The organism is Streptomyces sp. NPDC087901, from assembly GCF_044742205.1.
Lineage (GTDB): Bacteria > Actinomycetota > Actinomycetes > Streptomycetales > Streptomycetaceae > Streptomyces.
The window spans coordinates 746,302-764,957 of record NZ_JBIUUC010000001.1 but is presented as its reverse complement, the minus strand read 5'-3'; the positions used below and the strand labels follow the sequence as shown (position 1 = coordinate 764,957).

General features: G+C 71.5%; 18 protein-coding genes. 9 read left to right on the top strand and 9 right to left on the bottom strand.

Annotation, left to right across the window (positions count from 1 at the left end; translation table 11 throughout):
* Positions 1 to 82 precede the first annotated feature (82 nt).
* Complete coding sequence (locus ACIOEW_RS03405; protein WP_401960910.1) at positions 83 to 1,894, top strand: MFS transporter; 1,812 nt, start codon at positions 83 to 85, stop codon at positions 1,892 to 1,894.
* On the opposite strand, the gene pepE is transcribed toward ACIOEW_RS03405, so the two are convergent.
* Both pepE and ACIOEW_RS03395 read right to left on the bottom strand, forming a co-directional pair.
* On the bottom strand, positions 1,857 to 2,585 hold the full coding sequence (gene pepE, locus ACIOEW_RS03400; protein ID WP_401960908.1) for a dipeptidase PepE: 729 nt from the start codon (positions 2,583 to 2,585) through the stop codon (positions 1,857 to 1,859). The two genes, ACIOEW_RS03405 and pepE, sit on opposite strands and share 38 nt — an antisense overlap.
* 35 nt (positions 2,586 to 2,620) lie before the next feature.
* Positions 2,621 to 3,454, bottom strand: a complete 834-nt coding sequence (locus ACIOEW_RS03395; protein ID WP_401960905.1) for an IclR family transcriptional regulator — start codon at positions 3,452 to 3,454, stop codon at positions 2,621 to 2,623.
* A gap of 147 nt (positions 3,455 to 3,601) precedes the next feature.
* Between ACIOEW_RS03395 and ACIOEW_RS03390 the strand changes: the two genes are divergently transcribed.
* The 7 genes from ACIOEW_RS03390 to ACIOEW_RS03360 all read left to right on the top strand — a co-directional run bounded on the left by ACIOEW_RS03390 (position 3,602) and on the right by ACIOEW_RS03360 (position 11,272).
* Entirely contained in the window at positions 3,602 to 4,555 is a 954-nt protein-coding gene (locus ACIOEW_RS03390) for a DUF1177 domain-containing protein (protein WP_401960902.1), read from the top strand.
* Positions 4,555 to 5,943, top strand: coding sequence for a cytosine permease (locus ACIOEW_RS03385; protein WP_401960899.1), 1,389 nt, complete (start codon positions 4,555 to 4,557; stop codon positions 5,941 to 5,943). The genes ACIOEW_RS03390 and ACIOEW_RS03385 overlap by 1 nt, the downstream gene beginning before the upstream one ends.
* A complete protein-coding gene (locus tag ACIOEW_RS03380) occupies positions 5,940 to 7,268 on the top strand; it encodes a M20/M25/M40 family metallo-hydrolase (protein ID WP_362541335.1) in 1,329 nt (442 codons plus the stop codon). Before ACIOEW_RS03385 ends, ACIOEW_RS03380 begins: the two co-directional genes overlap by 4 nt.
* A gap of 161 nt (positions 7,269 to 7,429) precedes the next feature.
* Positions 7,430 to 8,017: a class I SAM-dependent methyltransferase gene (locus ACIOEW_RS03375; RefSeq protein ID WP_401961531.1), complete on the top strand. Its 588-nt coding sequence runs from the start codon at positions 7,430 to 7,432 to the stop codon at positions 8,015 to 8,017.
* Positions 8,018 to 8,211: 194 nt separating this feature from the next.
* Entirely contained in the window at positions 8,212 to 9,150 is a 939-nt protein-coding gene (locus tag ACIOEW_RS03370) for an N-acetylmuramoyl-L-alanine amidase (protein WP_362541329.1), read from the top strand.
* A 211-nt stretch (positions 9,151 to 9,361) separates the two neighbouring features.
* Positions 9,362 to 10,147, top strand: coding sequence for a hypothetical protein (locus ACIOEW_RS03365; protein WP_362541327.1), 786 nt, complete (start codon positions 9,362 to 9,364; stop codon positions 10,145 to 10,147).
* A 114-nt stretch (positions 10,148 to 10,261) separates the two neighbouring features.
* Positions 10,262 to 11,272 (top strand): LLM class F420-dependent oxidoreductase, encoded by a 1,011-nt coding sequence (locus ACIOEW_RS03360; RefSeq protein ID WP_362541324.1) that lies wholly within the window; start codon positions 10,262 to 10,264, stop codon positions 11,270 to 11,272.
* A gap of 58 nt (positions 11,273 to 11,330) precedes the next feature.
* On the opposite strand, the gene ACIOEW_RS03355 is transcribed toward ACIOEW_RS03360, so the two are convergent.
* From ACIOEW_RS03355 to ACIOEW_RS03340, 4 genes are all read right to left on the bottom strand, one after another.
* Positions 11,331 to 12,131, bottom strand: coding sequence for an SAM-dependent methyltransferase (locus ACIOEW_RS03355; RefSeq protein ID WP_362541321.1), 801 nt, complete (start codon positions 12,129 to 12,131; stop codon positions 11,331 to 11,333).
* 222 nt (positions 12,132 to 12,353) lie between these two features.
* On the bottom strand, positions 12,354 to 13,400 hold the full coding sequence (locus ACIOEW_RS03350; RefSeq protein ID WP_401960895.1) for a PHP domain-containing protein: 1,047 nt from the start codon (positions 13,398 to 13,400) through the stop codon (positions 12,354 to 12,356).
* A 131-nt stretch (positions 13,401 to 13,531) separates the two neighbouring features.
* Complete coding sequence (locus ACIOEW_RS03345; RefSeq protein WP_401960893.1) at positions 13,532 to 14,311, bottom strand: maleylpyruvate isomerase family mycothiol-dependent enzyme; 780 nt, start codon at positions 14,309 to 14,311, stop codon at positions 13,532 to 13,534.
* Positions 14,312 to 14,352: 41 nt separating this feature from the next.
* On the bottom strand, positions 14,353 to 14,907 hold the full coding sequence (locus ACIOEW_RS03340) for a hypothetical protein (RefSeq protein ID WP_362541312.1): 555 nt from the start codon (positions 14,905 to 14,907) through the stop codon (positions 14,353 to 14,355).
* A gap of 140 nt (positions 14,908 to 15,047) precedes the next feature.
* On the opposite strand from ACIOEW_RS03340, the gene ACIOEW_RS03335 reads away from it, so the two are divergent.
* Positions 15,048 to 15,338 carry a hypothetical protein gene (locus ACIOEW_RS03335; RefSeq protein WP_326735924.1) on the top strand — a complete coding sequence of 97 codons (291 nt, stop codon included), beginning with the start codon at positions 15,048 to 15,050 and terminating at the stop codon, positions 15,336 to 15,338.
* 12 nt (positions 15,339 to 15,350) lie between these two features.
* Here ACIOEW_RS03335 and ACIOEW_RS03330 read toward each other — a convergent pair whose 3' ends face one another.
* From ACIOEW_RS03330 to ACIOEW_RS03320, 3 genes are all read right to left on the bottom strand, one after another.
* Entirely contained in the window at positions 15,351 to 16,424 is a 1,074-nt protein-coding gene (locus ACIOEW_RS03330) for a prenyltransferase (RefSeq protein ID WP_401960891.1), read from the bottom strand.
* The gene (locus ACIOEW_RS03325) at positions 16,421 to 17,197 is read right to left on the bottom strand and encodes a class I SAM-dependent methyltransferase (RefSeq protein ID WP_401960888.1); all 777 of its coding nucleotides are present in this window, start codon (positions 17,195 to 17,197) and stop codon (positions 16,421 to 16,423) included. Before ACIOEW_RS03325 ends, ACIOEW_RS03330 begins: the two co-directional genes overlap by 4 nt.
* Before the next feature lie 71 nt (positions 17,198 to 17,268).
* The gene (locus ACIOEW_RS03320) at positions 17,269 to 18,609 is read right to left on the bottom strand and encodes a glycosyltransferase family 4 protein (protein ID WP_362541303.1); all 1,341 of its coding nucleotides are present in this window, start codon (positions 18,607 to 18,609) and stop codon (positions 17,269 to 17,271) included.
* Between the last annotated feature and the right edge of the window lie 47 nt (positions 18,610 to 18,656).

Here is an 18,656-nt window from a genome sequence, read left to right as displayed (position 1 = left end):
TACCTGGCGGTCAGCGCTGTCCGCCGCAGGGACCGCACTCCCCGCCCCACCCCTCCTCTTCCGCTGCCCGGAGGCCGCACGTATGCCACAGACGACGCACGAACAGCCCGCCGCGGAGCTTCCTGATCCGCGGACATCGAAGACGGGCCGCGGGATCGTCCCCGTGCTCGCCTTCGCGGGCATCACCGTCGCGGTGATGCAGACCCTGCTCGTCCCCGTCATCAAGGACCTGCCCGCCCTCCTGCACACCGACCCGTCCAACGCGACCTGGGTGATGACCGCCACCCTGCTCGCCGGTGCCGTCGCCACCCCGATCATGGGGCGGCTCGGGGACCTCAACGGCAAGCGCAAGATGCTGCTGGTCAGCCTCGCCGTGATGGTGGTCGGTTCGCTGGTCTGCGCGTTCACCGACGATCTCGTGATCATGATCGTGGGCCGTGCGCTCCAGGGCTTCGCCATGGGCGCCATCCCCCTGGGCATCGGGATCATGCGCGACGAGCTGCCGCGCGAGAAGCTCGGCTCCGCGATGGCCCTGATGAGTTCCTCGATCGGGGTGGGCGGCGGACTCGCGCTGCCCGCCGCCGCGCTGGTCGCCCAGCACGCCGACTGGCACACCCTCTTCCTCGGTTCGGCCGGTCTCGGCGTCCTGGCCATGGGGCTGACCGTGCTCGCGGTGCCGGAGACCTCGCTGCGCGCTCCCGGACGGTTCGACGTCACCGGGGCGCTCGGCCTTTCGCTCGGCCTGGTCCTCCTGTTGCTGCCGATCACCAAGGGCAGCGACTGGGGCTGGACCTCGGGCACCACGCTCGGCCTGCTCGCCGCCGCTCTGGTGGTCCTCGTGCTGTGGGGCGTCTTCGAGCTGCGGAGCGACGCGCCGCTGGTCGATCTGCGGACCACGGCCCGGCGCGAGGTGCTGCTCACCAACCTCGCCTCGATCATGGTCGGGGTCGCCTTCTACGCCGTCTCGCTGGTCCTTCCGCAGCTGCTCCAGCTGCCGGCGTCCACGGGTTACGGGCTCGGCCAGTCCATGGTGGTCGCCGGCCTGTGCGTGGCCCCGCTCGGCCTGACGATGATGTTCGTCGCCCCGCTGTACGCGCGGATCTCCGCCCGGTACGGCCCCAAGGTCTCGCTGATGCTCGGCATGCTGGTCATAGCGATCGGTTACGGGGCCGGGCTCGGCCTGATGAGCGCCGCCTGGCAGACCATCGTCATCGCGGTGCTGCTCGGGGCCGGCATCGGGCTCGCGTACTCCTCGCTGCCCGCGCTGATCATCGGCGCGGTCGACGCCTCCGAGACGGGCGCGGCCAACGGGCTGAACACCCTGATGCGCTCGATCGGCACCTCGGTGTCGAGTGCGGTGATCGGCATGGTGCTGGCGAACACCTCGGTGCAGATGGGGCCGGTCGCGGTGCCCAGCATGGAGGGGTTCCGGACCTCGTTCATGATCGCGACGGGTGCGGTGCTGGTCGGTCTCGTGCTGGCCGCGTTCCTGCCGTCGCAGCGGAAGGCCGGCGCGCCGGTGCTGCTGGCGAGCAGCTCGGCCGACGCGGCCGCGCGCGAGGCCGGCAACCCGCTCCCCGCTGTCCCGCACCCGTATCTCGGCTCCGACGGCTTCCGCGGCCGCGTGCTGGAGGCGGACGGGACGCCGGTGGCCGGGGCCAACGTGACCCTGATCGACCGGCACGGCCGGCAGGCCGGGCTCACCACCACGGACGCCCAGGGCCGCTACGCGCTCGCCGCACCCGGCAACGGCAGCTTCGTCCTGGCCGGATCGGCCGCCGGATACGCACCGCGGGCCCGCCCCGCGTCGCACCCGGCGCCCGGGCCGCGGACCGAGACCGACCTGGTGCTGACGCTCAGCGCACCGGCGCGTCGAACCGGGGTGCGGTCGTGAGCAGATGAGAGACGTCCGTCCCCACCGGGAGCTCCTGCGGCTGCGTGCCGCGGGTGAACAGCCGGGCGGGGCGGGCGCCCTGGACCCGGGCCTGGCGCCCGTTGACCCGCAGCCATGAGCCCTCGCGCAGACCGAGCACCGGCACGTCGTTCTCCTCCAGGAACTCCATGAGCCGCTCCTGGCGGGTCTCGCCCTTGTGGGTGCTTTCCGGGTCCGGGTCCAGGTAGTGCGGGTTGATCTGGAACGGGACGAGGCCGAGCGTCTCGAAGGACGGCGGCTGCACGATGGGCATGTCGTTGGTCGTGCGGAGGGTGGGCGCCGCCATGTTCGTCCCCGCGCTGGCCCCCATGTAGGGGAGCCCCTCGCGCACCGCCTCGGTGACGGCGTCGCGCAGACCGGTCCGGTAGAGCGCGCTCAGCAGCCGGAAGGAGTTGCCGCCGCCGATGAACACGGCGTCGGCAGCGGCGAGTTCGGCGACCGGGTCAGCGTTCTCATGGACGCCGCGGACGCTGATCCCGGCCGGCTCCAGAGCATCCCGGACGCGCGCGGTGTACGTGGTGTAGTCGGCGAGCGCGTAGGGCACGAAGGCCAGCCGGGCGCCGGAGGGCAGGAAGGCCGCGACCGTGTCGATGGCGTGTTCCAGGTAACCGCAGCCGTGCTGGGTGGAGTTGGAGAGCAGGAGCAGATTCACGGGGTTCCTCCGGGGCTTCTTTCGGTCTCTTCGGGTCAGGCCGTGCGGGTGCGGCGGGCCTTGGGCTTCGGGCGCTGCGGCGGGTGGGTGAGGCGCTTCTCCAGGAGCTCGGCGGCCTGCCGCAGTGCGTCGAGGCGGTTCTCCGGCGCCCCCTGGAACCGCTCCTCGGCGCCGCCCAGGCTGAGGCTTCCGTACGGTTCGCGGCCGAGGAAGACCGGTACGGCGACGGTCGCGACGCCGGTGTCGTACTCGCCGACCGTCCAGGCGTACCCCTGGGCGCGGACCTTCAGGAACTCCTGCTCCAGCAGGTCCGGATCGGTGACGGTCCGGTCGGTGAACCGGGCCATCGGGCGCCCCCGGAAGAGCCGGTGGCGCTGCTCGTCGGGCAGGTAGGCGTAGAACGACTTGCTGGTCGCCCCGGCGTGCGCCGGGTAGAGCTCACCGACCAGCGGGTAGTAGCGCAGCGGCCCGGTCTCCCCCTCCTCGGCAGCCACGCACCGCATGTGGAAGCTGTCCGGCAGACAGAACAGCACGGTGTCACCGGTGACCCGGCGCAGCTCCTCCAGGACCGGTCCGGCCAGCAGCTCCAGGGATCCGGAGCGCTCCCAGAGCCTGCCCAGGCGCAGCACGGCGGGGCCGATGCGGTAGCGGCGGGTGGCCGGGTCGGAGACCAGGAAGCCGCGCCCCGCGAGGGTGGCGAGCAGCCGCTGGGCCACCGAGGTGTCCCAGCCGAACTCCTCGGCGACCTCGGTGACGCCCCAGTCGGGCCGGGTCCGCTCGAACGCGAGCAGCGCGAGGAGCGCCCGGTCGACGGTTTGCAGGGCGCCGGCGGGGGTGCGCCGGTCAAGATCGAAGTCCGCCATCGTCATCTCACCATTCAGACCTGAATTGCAAATAACGGGAAACAGTTGCGTTCAACGCTATCCGATCCCGAATCTGCTCTCAGCACCCCGTCCGGCGTCCCACTCCCTGCCGGGCGCCGGACGGGTGTGATGGATGCGCGAGAAAGGCCCCCCATGTTGAAGTACGTACTGGACATCGTCGATCTCCTCGACGATCCCCAGGTCAATGGCAAGACGGTCGTCGAGTACCTCGACTCCGTAGCGGGGGCCGAGGGCTCGTCCGCGGAGGTCACCACGGTCGCCGGCGAACAGGGCTCGACGGACTTCGTCATGGTCCGCGTCCCCGGCTCCCGGGGACGCACGGCCGGGGGCGACGCCCGCACGCTGGGCGTCGTCGGCCGGCTCGGCGGCATCGGCGCCCGGCCCGAGGTGACCGGTCTGGTCTCCGACGCCGACGGCGCGGTCTCGGCCGTCGCCACCGCCGCGAAGCTGCTGGACATGCGCCGCCGCGGCGATGTGCTGCCCGGCGATGTGGTCGTCGCCACGCACATCTGCCCGAACGCGCCGACCGAGCCGCACGACCCGGTGCCGTTCATGGGCTCGCCCGTGGACATCGCCACGATGAACCGGCACGAGGTGACCGGCGAGATGGAGGCCGTGCTCTCCATCGACACCACCAAGGGCAACCGGATCATCAACCACAAGGGCCTCGCCCTGTCGCCCACCGTCAAGGAGGGCTGGGTGCTCCGGGTCAGCGAGGAGCTCGGTGAGCTGCTGGCCGTGGTGACCGGTGAGCCCTTGGTCACGTACCCCGTGACCACACAGGACATCACGCCGTACGGTAATGGTGCACACCACATCAATTCGATCCTCCAGCCCTCCACTGCGACGGCCGCTCCCGTCGTCGGCCTGGCCATCACCTCGGCCGCCGCGGTGCCGGGCTGCGGTACCGGCGCGAGTCACGAGAGCGACATCGCGTCCGCCGCCCGCTACGCCGTGGAGGTCGCCAAGGCCTACGGCGGCGGCCACCTGGACTTCCACGACGCGGTGGAGTTCGACAACCTCGTCAATCGCTACGGGTCGCTGGCTCACCTGCAGACCTTCGGCCGTACACCCCAGGAGTCCTGATGGCAGCCGCCCCGCAGGCCGACGCCGTGGTCCAGGAGACCAAGAGCATCGGCAGCGACGACTACTCGCTCTCGCGCGTCCCGCGTGACAAGCGGTTCGGCTTCTGGTCCATGCTGCTCCAGTGGCTGGCCCAGTCCGGTTCGATCTCGCAGTTCACTCTGGGCGCCACCATCGGCGTCGGCATGACCTTCGGCGACGCGTTCCTCGCCTTCACGCTCGGCGCGGTGATCCTGGAGGTCGTGATCTTCGCGATCGGCCTGGCCGGGATGCGCGAGGGTCTCGCGACCCCGATGCTGACCCGCTGGGTGGGCTTCGGCCGCAACGGCTCCGCGCTGGTCAGCTTCGTCATCGCGGTCAGCCTCGTCGGCTGGTTCGGCGTCCAGAACACGATCTTCGGCAACAGCGTCTCGGCGCTGGTCGGCGGACCGTCCTGGATGTGGTGCGTGTTCGCCGGGATCGCCATCACCGCCCTGGTGATCTTCGGCTTCAAGTACATGGCGAACTTCGCGAAGATCGTCACCCCGCTGTTCTTCGCGATGGTCGCCTGGTCCGTCATCACCACGCTCAACGACCACTCGTTCAGCGACCTGATCCACTCGCCGCCGCCCGGCGAAACGATCCCGCTGGCCGTCGCCGCCACCGCCATCGCGGGCGGCTACATGACGGGCGCGATCGTCTCCCCGGAGATGACCCGCTACAACAAGCGGGGCTCGCACGTCTTCCTGCAGAGCGCCTCGTCGATGATCCTCTCCGAGTACATCGTCGGACTGACCGGTGTGCTCCTGGGCCACCTGGTGAAGAGCAACGAGGTCTCGCACATCGTGCTCTCCACCTCCGGCGCCTTCGGCGTGATCGTGGTCCTGATGTCCACCGCCAAGATCAACGACTGGAACCTGTACGGCTCCTCGCTCGGCGTCGTCAACTTCTTCCAGGTCGTCTTCGGCAAGCGCGTCCACCGCGGCGCCGTCACGATCGTCCTCGGCATCGCGGGCACGCTCCTGTCCGCGGTCGGGATCATGACCCACTTCACCGAGTTCCTGACCATCCTCGGAGTCGCGATCCCGCCGATCGGCGGCATCATCGTGGCCGAGTACTGGGTCGTGAAGAAGATGCGCAAGCCGCTGGACGACACCCGGGAGTCCGAGACGCTGCCGAAGTCCTCGCCGACCTGGGTCCCGATGTCGATCGTCATCTGGATCGCGGCGTTCTGCGTCGGCAAGTTCTACGACGGCGGCATCCCTGCCCTGAACTCGCTGGCCACCGCGTTCGTCCTGTACAGCGTCCTCGGCCTGCTGGGCTGGGTGAAGCCGTACGGCACTTCCACCCTGGACGACGGGGACGGCGCCGTCCCCGCCGCCCGCACCACCACCTCTGTGGGAGCAGCATGAGCACCACCCCCGACCCCACCCCCCTGGTCCCGGCCTCCGACGAGGCCCAGGCCGAGGTCGTCGACCTCTGCGCCGAACTGATCAGGTTCGACACCTCCAACCCCACCAGCGACGAGCGCGCGAGCGCCGAGTGGGTCGTGGGCCGCCTCGCCGAGGTGGGCATCGCCTCGGAGCTCATCGAGTCCGCCCCCGGCCGGGCCAGCGTCATCGCCCGGATCTCGGGCCGCGACACGGAGCGCGGCGCCCTGCTGGTCCACGGCCACCTGGACGTGGTGCCCGCCGACGCCTCCGAGTGGCAGGTGCCGCCGTTCTCCGGCGAGATCCGGGACGGCTACCTCTGGGGCCGCGGCGCGATCGACATGAAGGACACGGTGGCCGTCATGCTGGCCACCGCCCGCCACTTCGCCCGCACCGGCACGCAGCCCTCGCGCGATCTGGTGCTGGCCTTCCTCGCCGACGAGGAGGCGGGCGGCAAGTTCGGCGCCCACTGGCTGGTCGGGCACCGCCCGGAACTGTTCGCCGGGGTCACCGAGGCGATCGGCGAGGGCGGCGGGTTCTCCTTCGCCATCGACGACACCCGTCGCCTCTACCCGATCGAGAACGCCCAGCGCGGCATGGCCTGGATGGAGCTCACCGCGACCGGCCGGGCCGGCCACGGCTCGTCCCCAAACGACGAGAACGCGGTCACCGACCTCGCCGAGTCGCTGACCCGGATCGGCCGCGAGACCTTCCCGATCCGGCTGATCGAACCGGTCCGCGCGCTGCTCGAGGAGGCCGCCCGGCTCTACGGTGTCGAGTTCGACGAGAACGACATCGAGGGCACCCTCGCCAGGCTCGGCCCGGTCTCCGACTTCATGCAGGTGGTGCTCCGCAACTCGGCGAACCCCACCATGTTCAACGCCGGTTACCAGACCAACGTCATCCCCGGGAAGGCCACCGCCCGTGTCGACGGCCGCTTCCTGCCCGGCCACGAGCAGGAGCTGATCGACACGATCGACAAGCTGCTGCTCCCTTCGGTCACCCGGGAGTGGGTCAACCACGACATCGCGATGGAGACCACGTTCGACGGCCCGCTCGTCGACGCCATGTGCGACGCGGTGCGCGCCGAGGACCCGGACGGCCACCCGGTGCCGTACTGCAACCCCGGCGGTACGGACGCGAAGGCCTTCACCCACCTGGGCATCCGCTGCTTCGGCTTCAAGGGCCTGAAGCTCCCGCACGACCTGGACTACGGCCGGCTCTTCCACGGCGTGGACGAGCGCGTCCCGCTGGAGGGACTGCGCTTCGGTGTCCGTGTCATGACCCGCCTCTGGCAGAGCTGCTGAGCCAGCCCTCCGTCACGGCCGCACACCCCCGCCGACCATGTCGGCGGGGGTGTGCGGCACGATGGGGCGCCGTCGAAACGACCCGTCCCACCAGGAGGAACCCCGTGGCCGCCGAGCCCAAGCCGGAGATTCTCGCCGCGTTCCAGGCCGCCAAGGGCTTCATGCCGGTGGTCGAGGGACTCGCGCTGTACGCCGCAGCCGCCGAGGCGGCCGCGCTCGGTCTGCCGCTGCTGGAGGTGGGCACGTACTGCGGGCGCTCCACCATCCTGCTCGCCGACGCGGCACGTGCGGCAGGTGTGACGGCTCTCACCGTCGACCACCACCGGGGCAGCGAGGAGCAGCAGCCCGGCTGGGAGTACCACGACCCGACGGTGGTGGACCCCGAGGTGGGGCGGATGGACACACTGCCCACGTTCCGGCGCACGCTGCACGCAGCCGGTCTGGAGGAGCACGTGGTGGCGCTCGTGGGGCGTTCGCCGCAGGTGGCGGCTGTCTGGGGAGGGCGGCTCGGCCTCGTCTTCATCGACGGCGGTCACACCGACGAGCACGCGAACGGCGACTACGAGGGCTGGGCGCCATATGTCGCGGAGGGCGGGCTGCTGGTGATCCATGACGTGTTCCCGGACCCGGCCCACGGCGGCCAGGCCCCGTACCGGGTCTATCGGCGGGCGCTGGCTTCGGGGGCGTTCACCGAGATCTCCGTCACGGATTCGCTGCGCGTGCTGCGGCGTACCGGGGCCGGAATCTGAGCGCTCCCGTTCGCTGAGACGTACGGGGGCGGCATCCGAGCGCTCCCGTTCGCTCCGGCGTGCCGGTACGGAACCGAGCACTCCCATACGTTGCGCCGCACCGGTACGGAACCGAGCACTCCGGTACGTTGCGCCGCACCGAAGGGAATCCGAGCGCTCCGGACACCGCGCGGGCTCCCGGATAGCATCGCCGGGTGCGTCACGACGAGAGTGTTCCTCCCACGCCCCGCCGCCCCGCCCTGTCCGCCGCCGCGGCGCTGACCGTGCTGTCCCTGGGCGTCGCCGGCTGCGGCGGCGGTGGCGCCGCACAGGCGCAGCCCGGTAAGGGCGGCGACGCCGCCCCGTCCTCGGCGGCCGCGTCCGCCTCGCCGTCACCGGCGCGCACGAGCCCGTCCCCTTCCCCGTCCCGGTCGAAGAAGCCCGCCTCCCCCTCGCCGTCCGCTCCGGACGCCCCGTCCGGGCCGCTGTCCGGCAGGACGGTCGTCATCGACCCGGGCCACAATCCGGACAACCACCTGCACACCGCCGAGATCAGCCGCCAGGTGGACATCGGGACCACGCACAAGGAGTGCGACACCACCGGCACCTCCACCAACTCCGGTTACGCGGAGGCCCGGTTCACGCTCGATGTCTCGCACCGGTTGCGGACGCTGCTCCAGGCGCAGGGCGCGAAGGTGCTCCTGACGTACGACGGCGACCGGGCGTTCGGGCCCTGCGTCGACGAGCGGGCCCGGATCGGCAACAAGGCAAAGGCCGACGCGGTCGTCTCGGTCCACGCGGACGGTTCGGCGGCCGGGAACCGCGGCTTCCATGTGATTCTTCCCGCATCGGTGCGCGGCGGCGGAGCGGACACCTCGAAAATCGTGGGCCCTTCGCGTGATCTGGGGACCCGGATCGCCGGACTCTTCGTCCGCGCTACCGGAAGTGCGCCTTCCAATTACATCGGCGGCAAAACCGGCTTGGACACCCGCGAGGATCTCGGCGGACTGAATTTGTCGACCGTGCCCAAAGTCTTCATCGAATGCGGCAATATGCGTGATCCGGATGATGCCGCCCTGCTCACCAGTGCGGGTTGGCGTCAGAAGGCGGCCCAGGGCATCGCGGACGGCATCAGCAGCTACCTCAAGGGGTAGTCAAGAGGTGGTTCTGCGATGAATTCGGGAGGATGCCCGCCCAAGGACCGGGCAGGGACACAACCCGCCCGGGCAGACGATAGATTCATCCGTACGATGGGGGGCCGCTCCCGAGCTTCGCGCCGTACCGGTGGCAGCGACGACCGCCCCGACGAGACGACCGACTAAGGACCTTCACGTGAATATCCGCTCCCTCACTCGAGGCGATGGCGTGGTGATCGGAGCAGCGGTCGTGCTGTTCATCGCCTCTTTCCTCGACTACTTCGACTACGGAAGCACCAGCCTCGACGCGCCCAACTCCTGGGATTCCCTGGGTAACGCGATCGGCGTCTACATGGTCGGGGTGGTCGGTGCCGCACTGATCGTGCTGTCCCGCTCACAGCCCCAGCCGCGCAAGGTCCTCGGCCTCGACCTCGCCGCATTCGGCGTGGCCGCCACGGTGTTCACCGCGTGGAACCTCTTCTGGACCATCATCGACCTCGGCCAGATCGACGCCGGGGCCGGCCTGATCCTCGGCCTGATCTCCTCCCTGGCGCTGGCCGCCGGTGCGGTGGCCTCTCCGATGCTCCCCGCCCTCAAGGCCCCGCTGGCGGGCGCTCCGAAGCCGCAGGCCGTGCAGCCGCCGTACGGCGGCCAGCCGGGCCAGGGCTATGGCTACCCGGGCGGCCAGCAGCAGCCGCCCTACACCGGACAGCCCCAGCCGCAGGGCCAGGCGCCGTCGTACGGTGGTCAGCCCGCCCCCGGTCAGCCCGACCCGCAGCAGGGTCAGGCGCCTGCCCAGCAGGCCGCGCCCGCCGGTGACTTCACCCCGTTCTGGTTCGCCGTTCCGGTGGCCCGTCCGCTGTACGGCGAGGACGGTTCGCCGTCCCCGATCGCCGAACTGGCGCCGGGCACCTGGTATCTCGCGGTCGAGCAGAGCGGTCCGGGCCTCATCGCCCAGACGCAGGACGGCCGTCGTGGTGTGCTCCAGGACACCACGGGCATCCAGCGCGGCTGACGCAGCGCCACACGCACCACCGACAGCGGCCCCCCGCCCCTTCCGGGCGGGGGGCCGCTGTCGTACCCTCCGACTACATCTGATGCATCGTCAGAAATGCCTGGAGGCACCGGAATGCGGCTCGGACTCGCTCTCGGATACTGGGGCCGCGGCCCGAACCCGGCCCATCTGGACCTCGCCCGCGCGGCGGAGGAGCTGGGATACGCGTCGGTGTGGACGGCGGAGGCCTGGGGTTCGGACGCCTTCACCCCGCTGACCTGGATCGCCGCCCACACCTCCCGTATCCGACTGGGCACCGCCATCGCACAGATGGCGGCCCGCACCCCGACGGCGACCGCCATGCACGCCCTGACCCTGGACCACCTCTCCGGCGGCCGGATGATGCTCGGCCTCGGGCTCTCCGGTCCGCAGGTCGTGGAGGGCTGGTACGGACGCCCGTTCCCCAGCAGCCCGCTCACCGCGACCCGCGAGTACGTCGACGTGGTTCGCCAGGTGCTGCGCCGCGAGGCGCCCGTCGCCCTGGACGGCCGGTTCCACGCGCATCCGTACAACGGCCCGGACGCCACCGGCCTCGGCAAGCCGCTGAAGCCGATCACGCATCCGCTGCGCGCCGGGCTCCCGGTGCTGCTGGGCGCGGAGGGGCCGAAGAACATCGCGCAGACCACCCGGATCGCGGACGGCTGGCTGCCGCTGTACTGGTCGCCCCTGCGCACCGATGTGTACGAGGCCTCGCTGAGCGGCCTCCCCGAGGGGTTCATGATCGCGCCGATGGCCCGCGCGCAGGTCTGTGACGATGTCGCGGAGGGGCTGCTGCCGGTGAAGGCGATGCTCGGCTTCTACATCGGCGGCATGGGCGCCGCGGCCCGCAACTTCCATGCCGACCTGATGGCGCGGATGGGATACGCGGAAGAGGCGCGGCGGATCCAGCAGCTGTTCCTGGAGGGGCGGAAGCAGGAGGCGGTACTGGCCGTGCCGGATGCGTTCGCCGACGAGATCTCGCTCGTCGGGCCGAGGGAACGCATCGCGGAACGGCTGGAGTTGTGGCGCAAGGGCCCGGTCACCGATCTCCTGGTGACCGCGCCGGACCCGCATACCCTGCGGGTGCTGGCGGAGCTCAACCGGTAGGACCGCTACCGCCCCGGGCTCCGCCTCACCCGGCTCATCATCCTGCGGCCGGCGCCGGCTACCGCTTGGCGGCCACGAATCCCCACTGGTCGACCGGCTCGCCGACGGCCGGCTCCTCGGGGCGCCACAGGCTGATCGAGCCGAAGCCCGGCTCCACCAGCTCGAGTCCGTCCGCGAAGGCCCCCACGATCTCCCTGGGACGTGAGATGTACGGCAGGGCACCGCCGCTGGCGTACTCGTCGGACCCGGCCTGCGTCTCCGGAGTCTCGATGGTGTCGCACAGCATCAGGTGGCTGCCCGCGGGCAGCGCGTCCAAGTAGCTGCGGAGCAGCGCCGCGGCCTCGTCCGAGTCCGCGACGTGTCCCAGCGTCGAGAGCAGCATCACAGCCACCGGCTGGTCGAGGTCCAGCGTCCGGGCGGCCTCGCCCAGCACCGCCTTCGCGTCCGTCAGGTCGGCGTGCACATAGTCCGTCGCCCCCTCGGGCCGGCTGGTCAGCAGGGCACGCGCGTGAGCCAGGACGATCGGGTCGTTGTCCACGTACACGATGCGTGCCGTCGGCTCGACGCCCTGGGCGACCTCGTGTGTCGCGTTCGCCGTCGGCAGGCCGGTGCCGAGATCCAGGAACTGCCGTATCCCTGCCTCAGCGGCCAGATAGCGCACCGCTCGCGCCTGGAAGGCCCGGGAGGCGCGCGCTATCTCGATGATCTGCGGGTACAGCTCCTCCATCGTCGCCCCGAGCCGGCGGTCCACCTCGTAGTTGTCCTTGCCGCCCAGCCAGTAGTTCCACACCCGCGCCGAATGCGGCGTGCCCGTGTCGATTCCGTCCACCGGCGTCCGGGTGCCCTGCTTGTCAGTCATCGGCCCTCTTCGTCTCGCACATCGGTTGCGCGGACGACCCCCGTACCGCGCATGCCCATGCTTCCTCACCAGCAACGTCCGCACCAGCCCGGCAGGGAATCAACTCCCTTACGGGGCCGGGAGGCAGAGCCGGGCGCAGTGGCCCGGCAAGGAGAGCGGGGAGCCCGACGGGTCGCTCTTCCGGGCGGCACACCCCGCAGCCGGGCACCTCGCGCCGACGGCTCAGGTCTCTGCCTGGGGACCGGCGGGCAGCCGTCCCTCGCGGGTCCAGCCGAGCAGTTCGTCCGCCGTCCACGTCGTGACGACACGCTCCGCCGGGACCCCGCACTCCTCGGCGCGGGCGCAGCCGTGGATCTGCCAGTCGAGCTGTCCGGGCGCATGCGCGTCGGTGTCGACGGCGAACAGCGTGCCCGCGTCCACGGCCTGACGCAACAGCCGCCGGGGCGGGTCCAGCCGTTCGGGCCTGCTGTTGATCTCCACCGCCGTGCCCGCCTCGGCGCAGGCGGCGAAGACCTCGTCCGCGTCGAACCGCGACTCCGGGCGGCCACGGCCGGTGACGAGGCGCCCGGTGCAGTGACCGAGGACGTTCGCCTGCGGGTGGCGGACGGCGGCGACCATGCGCCGGGTCATCGGGCCGGGGTCCATCCGCAGCTTGGAGTGCACGGACACCACCACGAGGTCCAGCCGTTCCAGCAGCTCCTCCTCCTGGTCGAGTGAGCCGTCGAGGTGGATGTCGCACTCGATGCCGGTCAGCAGCCGGAACGGCGCCCAGTGCTCGTTGAGTTCGGCCACCACGTCGAGCTGTCGCCGGAGCCGCTCGGGCGAGAGTCCGCCCGCCACCGTCAGCCGGGGCGAGTGGTCGGTGAGCACCGCCCAGTCGTGCCCGAGCTCCGCCGCCGTGCGGCCCATCTCCTCGATCGGGCTGCCGCCGTCCGACCAGTCGGAGTGCAGATGGCAGTCGCCGCGCAGCAGCCCGAGCAGCCGTTCACCGCCCTCGGCGAGCGGGCCGCTCTGCGCGGTCTCCGTCTCCAGCCGCTCCAGATAGGCGGGCGTGCGCCCGGCGACCGCCTCGCGGACGACCTGGGCGGTACGGGGGCCGATGCCCTTGACCCGCTCCAGGGAGCCGTTCGTCACCCGTTCCGCGGCCTCGCCGTCGTCCATCGCCGCGACGGTGCGGGCGGCTGTGCGGAAGGCCTGGACGCGGTAGGTGTCGGCCCTGCCCCGCTCCAGCAGGAAGGCGATCCGCTCCAGGGCCCGGACCGGGTCCATCGGCACCTCCTGGCAGGACGGGACGGGCTGCCCATCCAGCTTGGCCCAGGCCCGCCCGGCCCGCACACCGGCGCATCCCGGCGGCCGGGGCGTGCGCCCCGGCCCGCAGACCGGCCGCACGGCCGTGCCGGTCAGCCGAAGGAGGACCGGGCCAGCCAGAAGTCCAGCAGCTCCGCGTCGCCCAGCAGCTCGACCCGGTCACTGTCCGGGGCGAGACGGCGGTTGAAGACGAGCATCAGGTCGGTGAGCGGCCCCCGCAGGGCCACGGTCGCCTTCCCGTGCGCGCGGCGCCACGTGAAGCCGTCCTCACCGAACTCGATGAGCCACTCGGCGTCCGGTACGTCGGTGGCGTGCAGGTGGATGGAGCGGCCCGCCCCGCGCAGCTCCGCGGCCTCCGGGTCACCCCCGGCCTGGGCGAAGGCGACGATCTCCAGCCACTCGTCGATCGTGTCGGCGGCCAGTTCCGGCGACATCGTGTACGGCACCTTCGCGGCCAGGGCAGCGTCCGCCAGGTGGACGACGGTCTCGATCGCCATGCGCCGCGCCCAGAAGCCCGCGTTGCGGTCCCGGTACCAGGACCAGACCTCCGCCTCCGGGCCCGCCTCCCGCAGCGCCCCGGCGGTCCCGGCCGCCCCGTCCGCCAGCCAGGCGTCGAGCACGGCGGGGTCGTCGCCGCCGGGGGTGAACGCCGGCACCTGCTCGTCCGGGACCTCCTCGGTCGCCCGGGAGCGGACTATCTCGCCGGCCCAGCGGTGGGCGCCGCCGATGTGGACGGCGAGGTCGCGCAGCGTCCACTCCGGACAGGTCGGGACGGTCGCGTCGAGGTCCGCGCCGCTGATCGCCGCCCTCAACACGTCGGTCAGCCGGACGATTTCGTCGCAGTAGCGCGTATGCGCGATGGGGGTGGTCATGCCCGCACTCTAGTGCGGGCATGACCACCCCTCACATGCGGTTATCCGCTGAGCTGCGAGGTGGACGGCACCTTGTCCCTCACCTCGGCGCCCGCGCTCTTCCCGGCGTCCTTGATGCTGTTGATGACGCTCTCGAACGCGCCGACGTCCCCGTCACCGGCCTCACCCTTGCGGAGCTTGGTGGCCATGCCCTTGAGGGACTCGATGCCCGCGGTCAGCGGGGCGACGGCCTTCGAGAGCAGGGGGTCGCCCTTGGCGTTGTCCGACGCCGCCCTGAGCCGGTTGTAGGCGAATCCGCCCGCGAGCCCGGCCTTGACGAGTGCGAAGGTCCGTCCGTCGGCCCCCTTCTTGAACTTCCCGGCGCGGTACGGCTTGACGATCCACTGGTACGTCGCGCCCGCCGCGAGCCCCGCGTTGGCGACGAACCGCGTCTTGGCGAACTTCTGCGCCTCGGCCGACGACGTACCGGTGGGCGATGCCGAACTGCCCGTACCGCTGTTCTCGTCGTCGCTCCCGCACGCGGTGGTGCTCACCAGCACGGTGCAGGACAGCAGCAGTGCCACGAGGAGTCGGCGGAGCGGTGCGGAGCGGGGCACGGCGGGCCTCTCTGACCGGGGACATCGCAGCGGGTGCCGGGGCCCGGCACTCCTCCGTCAGGCTGGCTCCGGGGGCCCGGCCCCGCCACCCGGGACCGCCGTCCGGGTTTCACCGGGCCGAAAGCGGCAACCCGGACTCCATGTCCTACAGCAGAGGCAAGGGAAGCAGCACCGCAGCACGTGTCATAGCCGTGGTGGCCGACATCATGGCTTTCATCATCGGCCTGTGGATTCTGATGTACCTGCTCGACGCCAACCGGGCCAACGACCTGGTCGACTTCGTGCAGCACACCGCCCGGTGGCTCGCAGGCTGGTCGTACGACCTGTTCACCTTCGACGCGGCTTGGGCCCGGGTCGTCTGCGGATACGGCCTGGCCGCCGTCGTGTACCTCTTCGTCGGCCACGCGGTGGCCGGCCGCATCCGGCACTGAGAGCGGGCTCTCTCAGCCGCAGCAGTCCGGCTCCAGCCCCTTCGGCAGCCGTTCCCCGCTGAAGACCGCGGTGGTCGCCTCGTCCCCACCGAGCGCGGCCACCGCCAGCAGCAGCGATCCGGCGGTCCACGCGGTGTGCTCCTCGGGCCAGAACGCCCGGTTGCCCTCGAAGACGTACCCCGTCCAGTACATCCCGCCCTCGGCCCGCAGGTGCTGGACCGACTGGAGGATCTCCAGAGCCCGGTCGGATTCCCCCATCACCCAGAGGGCCAGGGCGAGTTCGCAGCTCTCGCCGCCGGTCACCCATGGGTTGGGCAGCACACAGCGCACGCCGAGGTCCGGGACGACGAAGCGGTCCCAGCCCTCCTCGATCCGCTGCTTGGCGCCCGCTCCGCTGAGCGCGCCGCCGAGGACCGGGTAGTACCAGTCCATCGAGTAGTGGCTCTTGTCGAGGAAGCGCTCCGGGTGGCTGCGGATCGCATGCGCCAGCGCCCCCGTCGCCAACTCCCAGTCGGGCTGCGGCTCCTCGCGGCTCTCGGCGAGGGCCAGCGCGCAGCGCAGGGCCTGGTGGATGGAGGAGGAACCGGTCAGCAGCGCGTCCGTCACCGGAGTGCCGTCGGCCTCCCGCTTCCAGCCGATCTGCCCGCCGGGCTGCTGGAGCCGCAGGACGAACTCGACGGCGGCGAAGACCGTCGGCCACATCCGGTCGACGAACGCGTCGTCGCCGGTGGCGAGGTAGTGGTGCCAGACGCCGACGGCCACGTAGGCGCAGAAGTTGGTCTCCAGGCCGCGGTCGGTCGGCTGCTGCGGGTCGCCGTCGTGGTAGGCCGCGTACCAGGAGCCGTCCTCGTTCTGGTTGCGGGCAAGCCACTCGTACGCGCGTTCCGCGGCGGCGTGCTCGCCGGCCGCGTCCAGGGCCATGGCTGCCTCGGTGTGGTCCCACGGGTCGAGGTGGTGGCCCCGGAACCACGGAAGCGCGCCGTCGTCGCACTGCACGGCGAGCACGGCGGCGACGGTCTCTGCGGCCTCCTCGGCGGTGAGCACGCCGGGCAGGACGAGGTGTTCGGTCCGCTCGGGAAGACTCACGCCTCGGCCTTGGCGGAGTCGTCGGTCCGCACGGGCGCCTGGGCGGCCGCGGCGACGGGCAGGTGCGGCTTGGTCGCGTAGGCCACGAAGCTCTTGCCGACGACCGGGTTGAGCAGCTGCTCGGCGACCCGGGTGACCATCGGCTTCTTCATGATGTCCCAGACGAGCAGCTTGTGGTACGCCCGCACCGGCAACGCCTTGTCGTTGTCGACGCCGAAAGCGCACTTCAGCCACCAGTAGGGCGAGTGCAGGGCGTGCGCGTGGTGGCTGCCGTACGGCTTGAGGCCGGCGCCGCGGATCTTGCCGAGCAGCTCGTCGGCCTTGTAGATGCGGATGTGCCCGCCCTCGACCTCGTGGTACGCGTCGGAGAGCGTCCAGCAGACCTTCTCGGGGCCGTAACGCGGCACGGTGATCGCGATCCGGCCGCCGGGCTTCAGGACCCGGACCATCTCGGCGAGCACGCCCTTGTCGTCGGGGATGTGCTCCATGACCTCGGAGATGATCACGACGTCGAAGGACTCGTCGGGGAACGGCAGGTTGAGCGCGTCGCCCTCCATCGCGGTGGCGGTGGCTCCCTCGGGCGCCTCACCGGCCTCCTTCATCGCGGCGAACCACTTCGCGACCTCGCGGATCTCCTCGCCGTTCTGGTCGAGAGCCACGACCTGGGCGCCGCGCCGGTAGCACTCGAAGGCGTGGCGTCCGGCGCCGCAGCCCAGGTCGAGCACTCGGTCGCCTGCGGCGAGCGGGAAGCGGGTGAAGTCCACGGTCAGCACGAATGCCTGCTTTCGCGGTCGAGGGAGTCGGGAGGGGAAGGAGGGAGGTCAGGGGATCGGGAAGCGGGGTGTCACCGCCGGCCGCCGGGGCCGGTGGCGGCGCGGGCCGCGATCGCCTCCCGGTACAGCGCGGCGGTGCCGATCGCGGCCTGTTTCCAGGTGAACCGGGCGAGGACCCGTGCGCGCCCCGCGGCCCCGAGCCGGGCGCGCAGCTCCGGGTCGCCCAGCAGCCGGCCGAGCGCGTCGGCCAGAGCCCCGGCGTCGGCGGGCGGGACCGCCAGACAGGTCTCGCCGTCCGGGCCCGCGACCTCGGGGATCGCACCGCCGGTGGTCGCGACGAGCGGGGTCCCGGTGGCCATGGCCTCGGCGGCGGGCAGCGAGAAGCCTTCGTACAGCGAGGGGACGCAGGCGATCTGGGCGCTGCGCACCAGGTCGACGAGTTCGGTGTCGCTGATGCCCTTGACGAACTCGACGGCGTCCGCGAGTCCGTGCCGCTCGATGGCCTGGGCGACCGGTCCGTCCTCGGCACGGCGGCCGACGACCACGAGGTGTGCCGCGGGGTTCTCGGTACGGAGCTTGGCGAGCGCCTCGACGAGGTGGACGAGGCCCTTGAGCGGGACGTCGGCGCTGGAGGTGGTGACGATCCGGCCGGGCACCTCGGCGACGGCGGGATCGGGCGACCACAGGTCGGTGTCGGCACCGATGTGCACGACGCGGACGCGGCCGGGGCGCACACCCAGGTGGTCGACGATCTCCTGCTTGGAGGAGCCGGAGACGGTGAGTACCGACGGCAGCTTGCGCGCGACCCGCTTCTGCATGCGGGTGAAGGCGTACCAGCGGCGGACGGAGGCGCGCCGGCGGCGGGTCGGGGCGGCGTCCAGGTCGAGCTTTCGATCGACGGTGATGGGGTGGTGGATCGTGGTGACGAGCGGGGCGCCGAGGTCGCCGAGGAGCCCGTAGCCGAGTGTCTGGTTGTCGTGGATGACGTCGAACTCGCCGCGCCGGGCCACGAGATGGCGCCGGGCGCGCAGGCTGAAGGTGAGCGGTTCGGGGAAGCCGCCGGTCCACATGGTGGCGACCTCGGCCGCGTCGATCCAGTCCCGGTACTCGCCGCGCTTCGGGGTGCGGAACGGGTCGGGCTGCCGGTAGAGGTCCAGGCTCGGCAGCTCGGTGAGCGGGACGCCCTCGTCGAGTACGGGGTAGGGCTGGGCGCCGATCACCTCGACGCTGTGGCCGAGGCGGGCGAGCTCCCGGGCGAGGTGGCGTACGTAGACGCCCTGGCCGCCGCAGAAGGGGTTGCCCTTGTAGGTGAGGAGCGCGATGCGCAGGGGCCGGTCGCCGGCGGCGCCCGCGTCCGTGTCCGACGTGGCGTCGCCCGCACGGGGGCCCGACTCTATGGCCTCAGCGGTCACACTCGGCCCCCTATCTCACTGCGTGTTCGCCGGAGCGTAACCGCTGA

Bases quoted from the DNA above. Each gene is read 5' to 3' on its own strand.
- ACIOEW_RS03380 (WP_362541335.1), top strand. From the start codon at position 5,940: ATGAGCACCACCCCCGACCCCACCCCCCTGGTCCCGGCCTCCGACGAG.
- ACIOEW_RS03390 (WP_401960902.1), top strand. From the start codon at position 3,602: ATGTTGAAGTACGTACTGGACATCGTCGATCTCCTCGACGATCCCCAG.
- ACIOEW_RS03345 (WP_401960893.1), bottom strand. From the start codon at position 14,311: ATGACCACCCCCATCGCGCATACGCGCTACTGCGACGAAATCGTCCGG.
- ACIOEW_RS03405 (WP_401960910.1), top strand. From the start codon at position 83: ATGCCACAGACGACGCACGAACAGCCCGCCGCGGAGCTTCCTGATCCG.
- ACIOEW_RS03360 (WP_362541324.1), top strand. From the start codon at position 10,262: ATGCGGCTCGGACTCGCTCTCGGATACTGGGGCCGCGGCCCGAACCCG.
- ACIOEW_RS03395 (WP_401960905.1), bottom strand. From the start codon at position 3,454: ATGACGATGGCGGACTTCGATCTTGACCGGCGCACCCCCGCCGGCGCC.
- ACIOEW_RS03375 (WP_401961531.1), top strand. From the start codon at position 7,430: ATGCCGGTGGTCGAGGGACTCGCGCTGTACGCCGCAGCCGCCGAGGCG.
- ACIOEW_RS03385 (WP_401960899.1), top strand. From the start codon at position 4,555: ATGGCAGCCGCCCCGCAGGCCGACGCCGTGGTCCAGGAGACCAAGAGC.
- ACIOEW_RS03335 (WP_326735924.1), top strand. From the start codon at position 15,048: ATGTCCTACAGCAGAGGCAAGGGAAGCAGCACCGCAGCACGTGTCATA.
- ACIOEW_RS03350 (WP_401960895.1), bottom strand. From the start codon at position 13,400: ATGGACCCGGTCCGGGCCCTGGAGCGGATCGCCTTCCTGCTGGAGCGG.
- ACIOEW_RS03355 (WP_362541321.1), bottom strand. From the start codon at position 12,131: ATGACTGACAAGCAGGGCACCCGGACGCCGGTGGACGGAATCGACACG.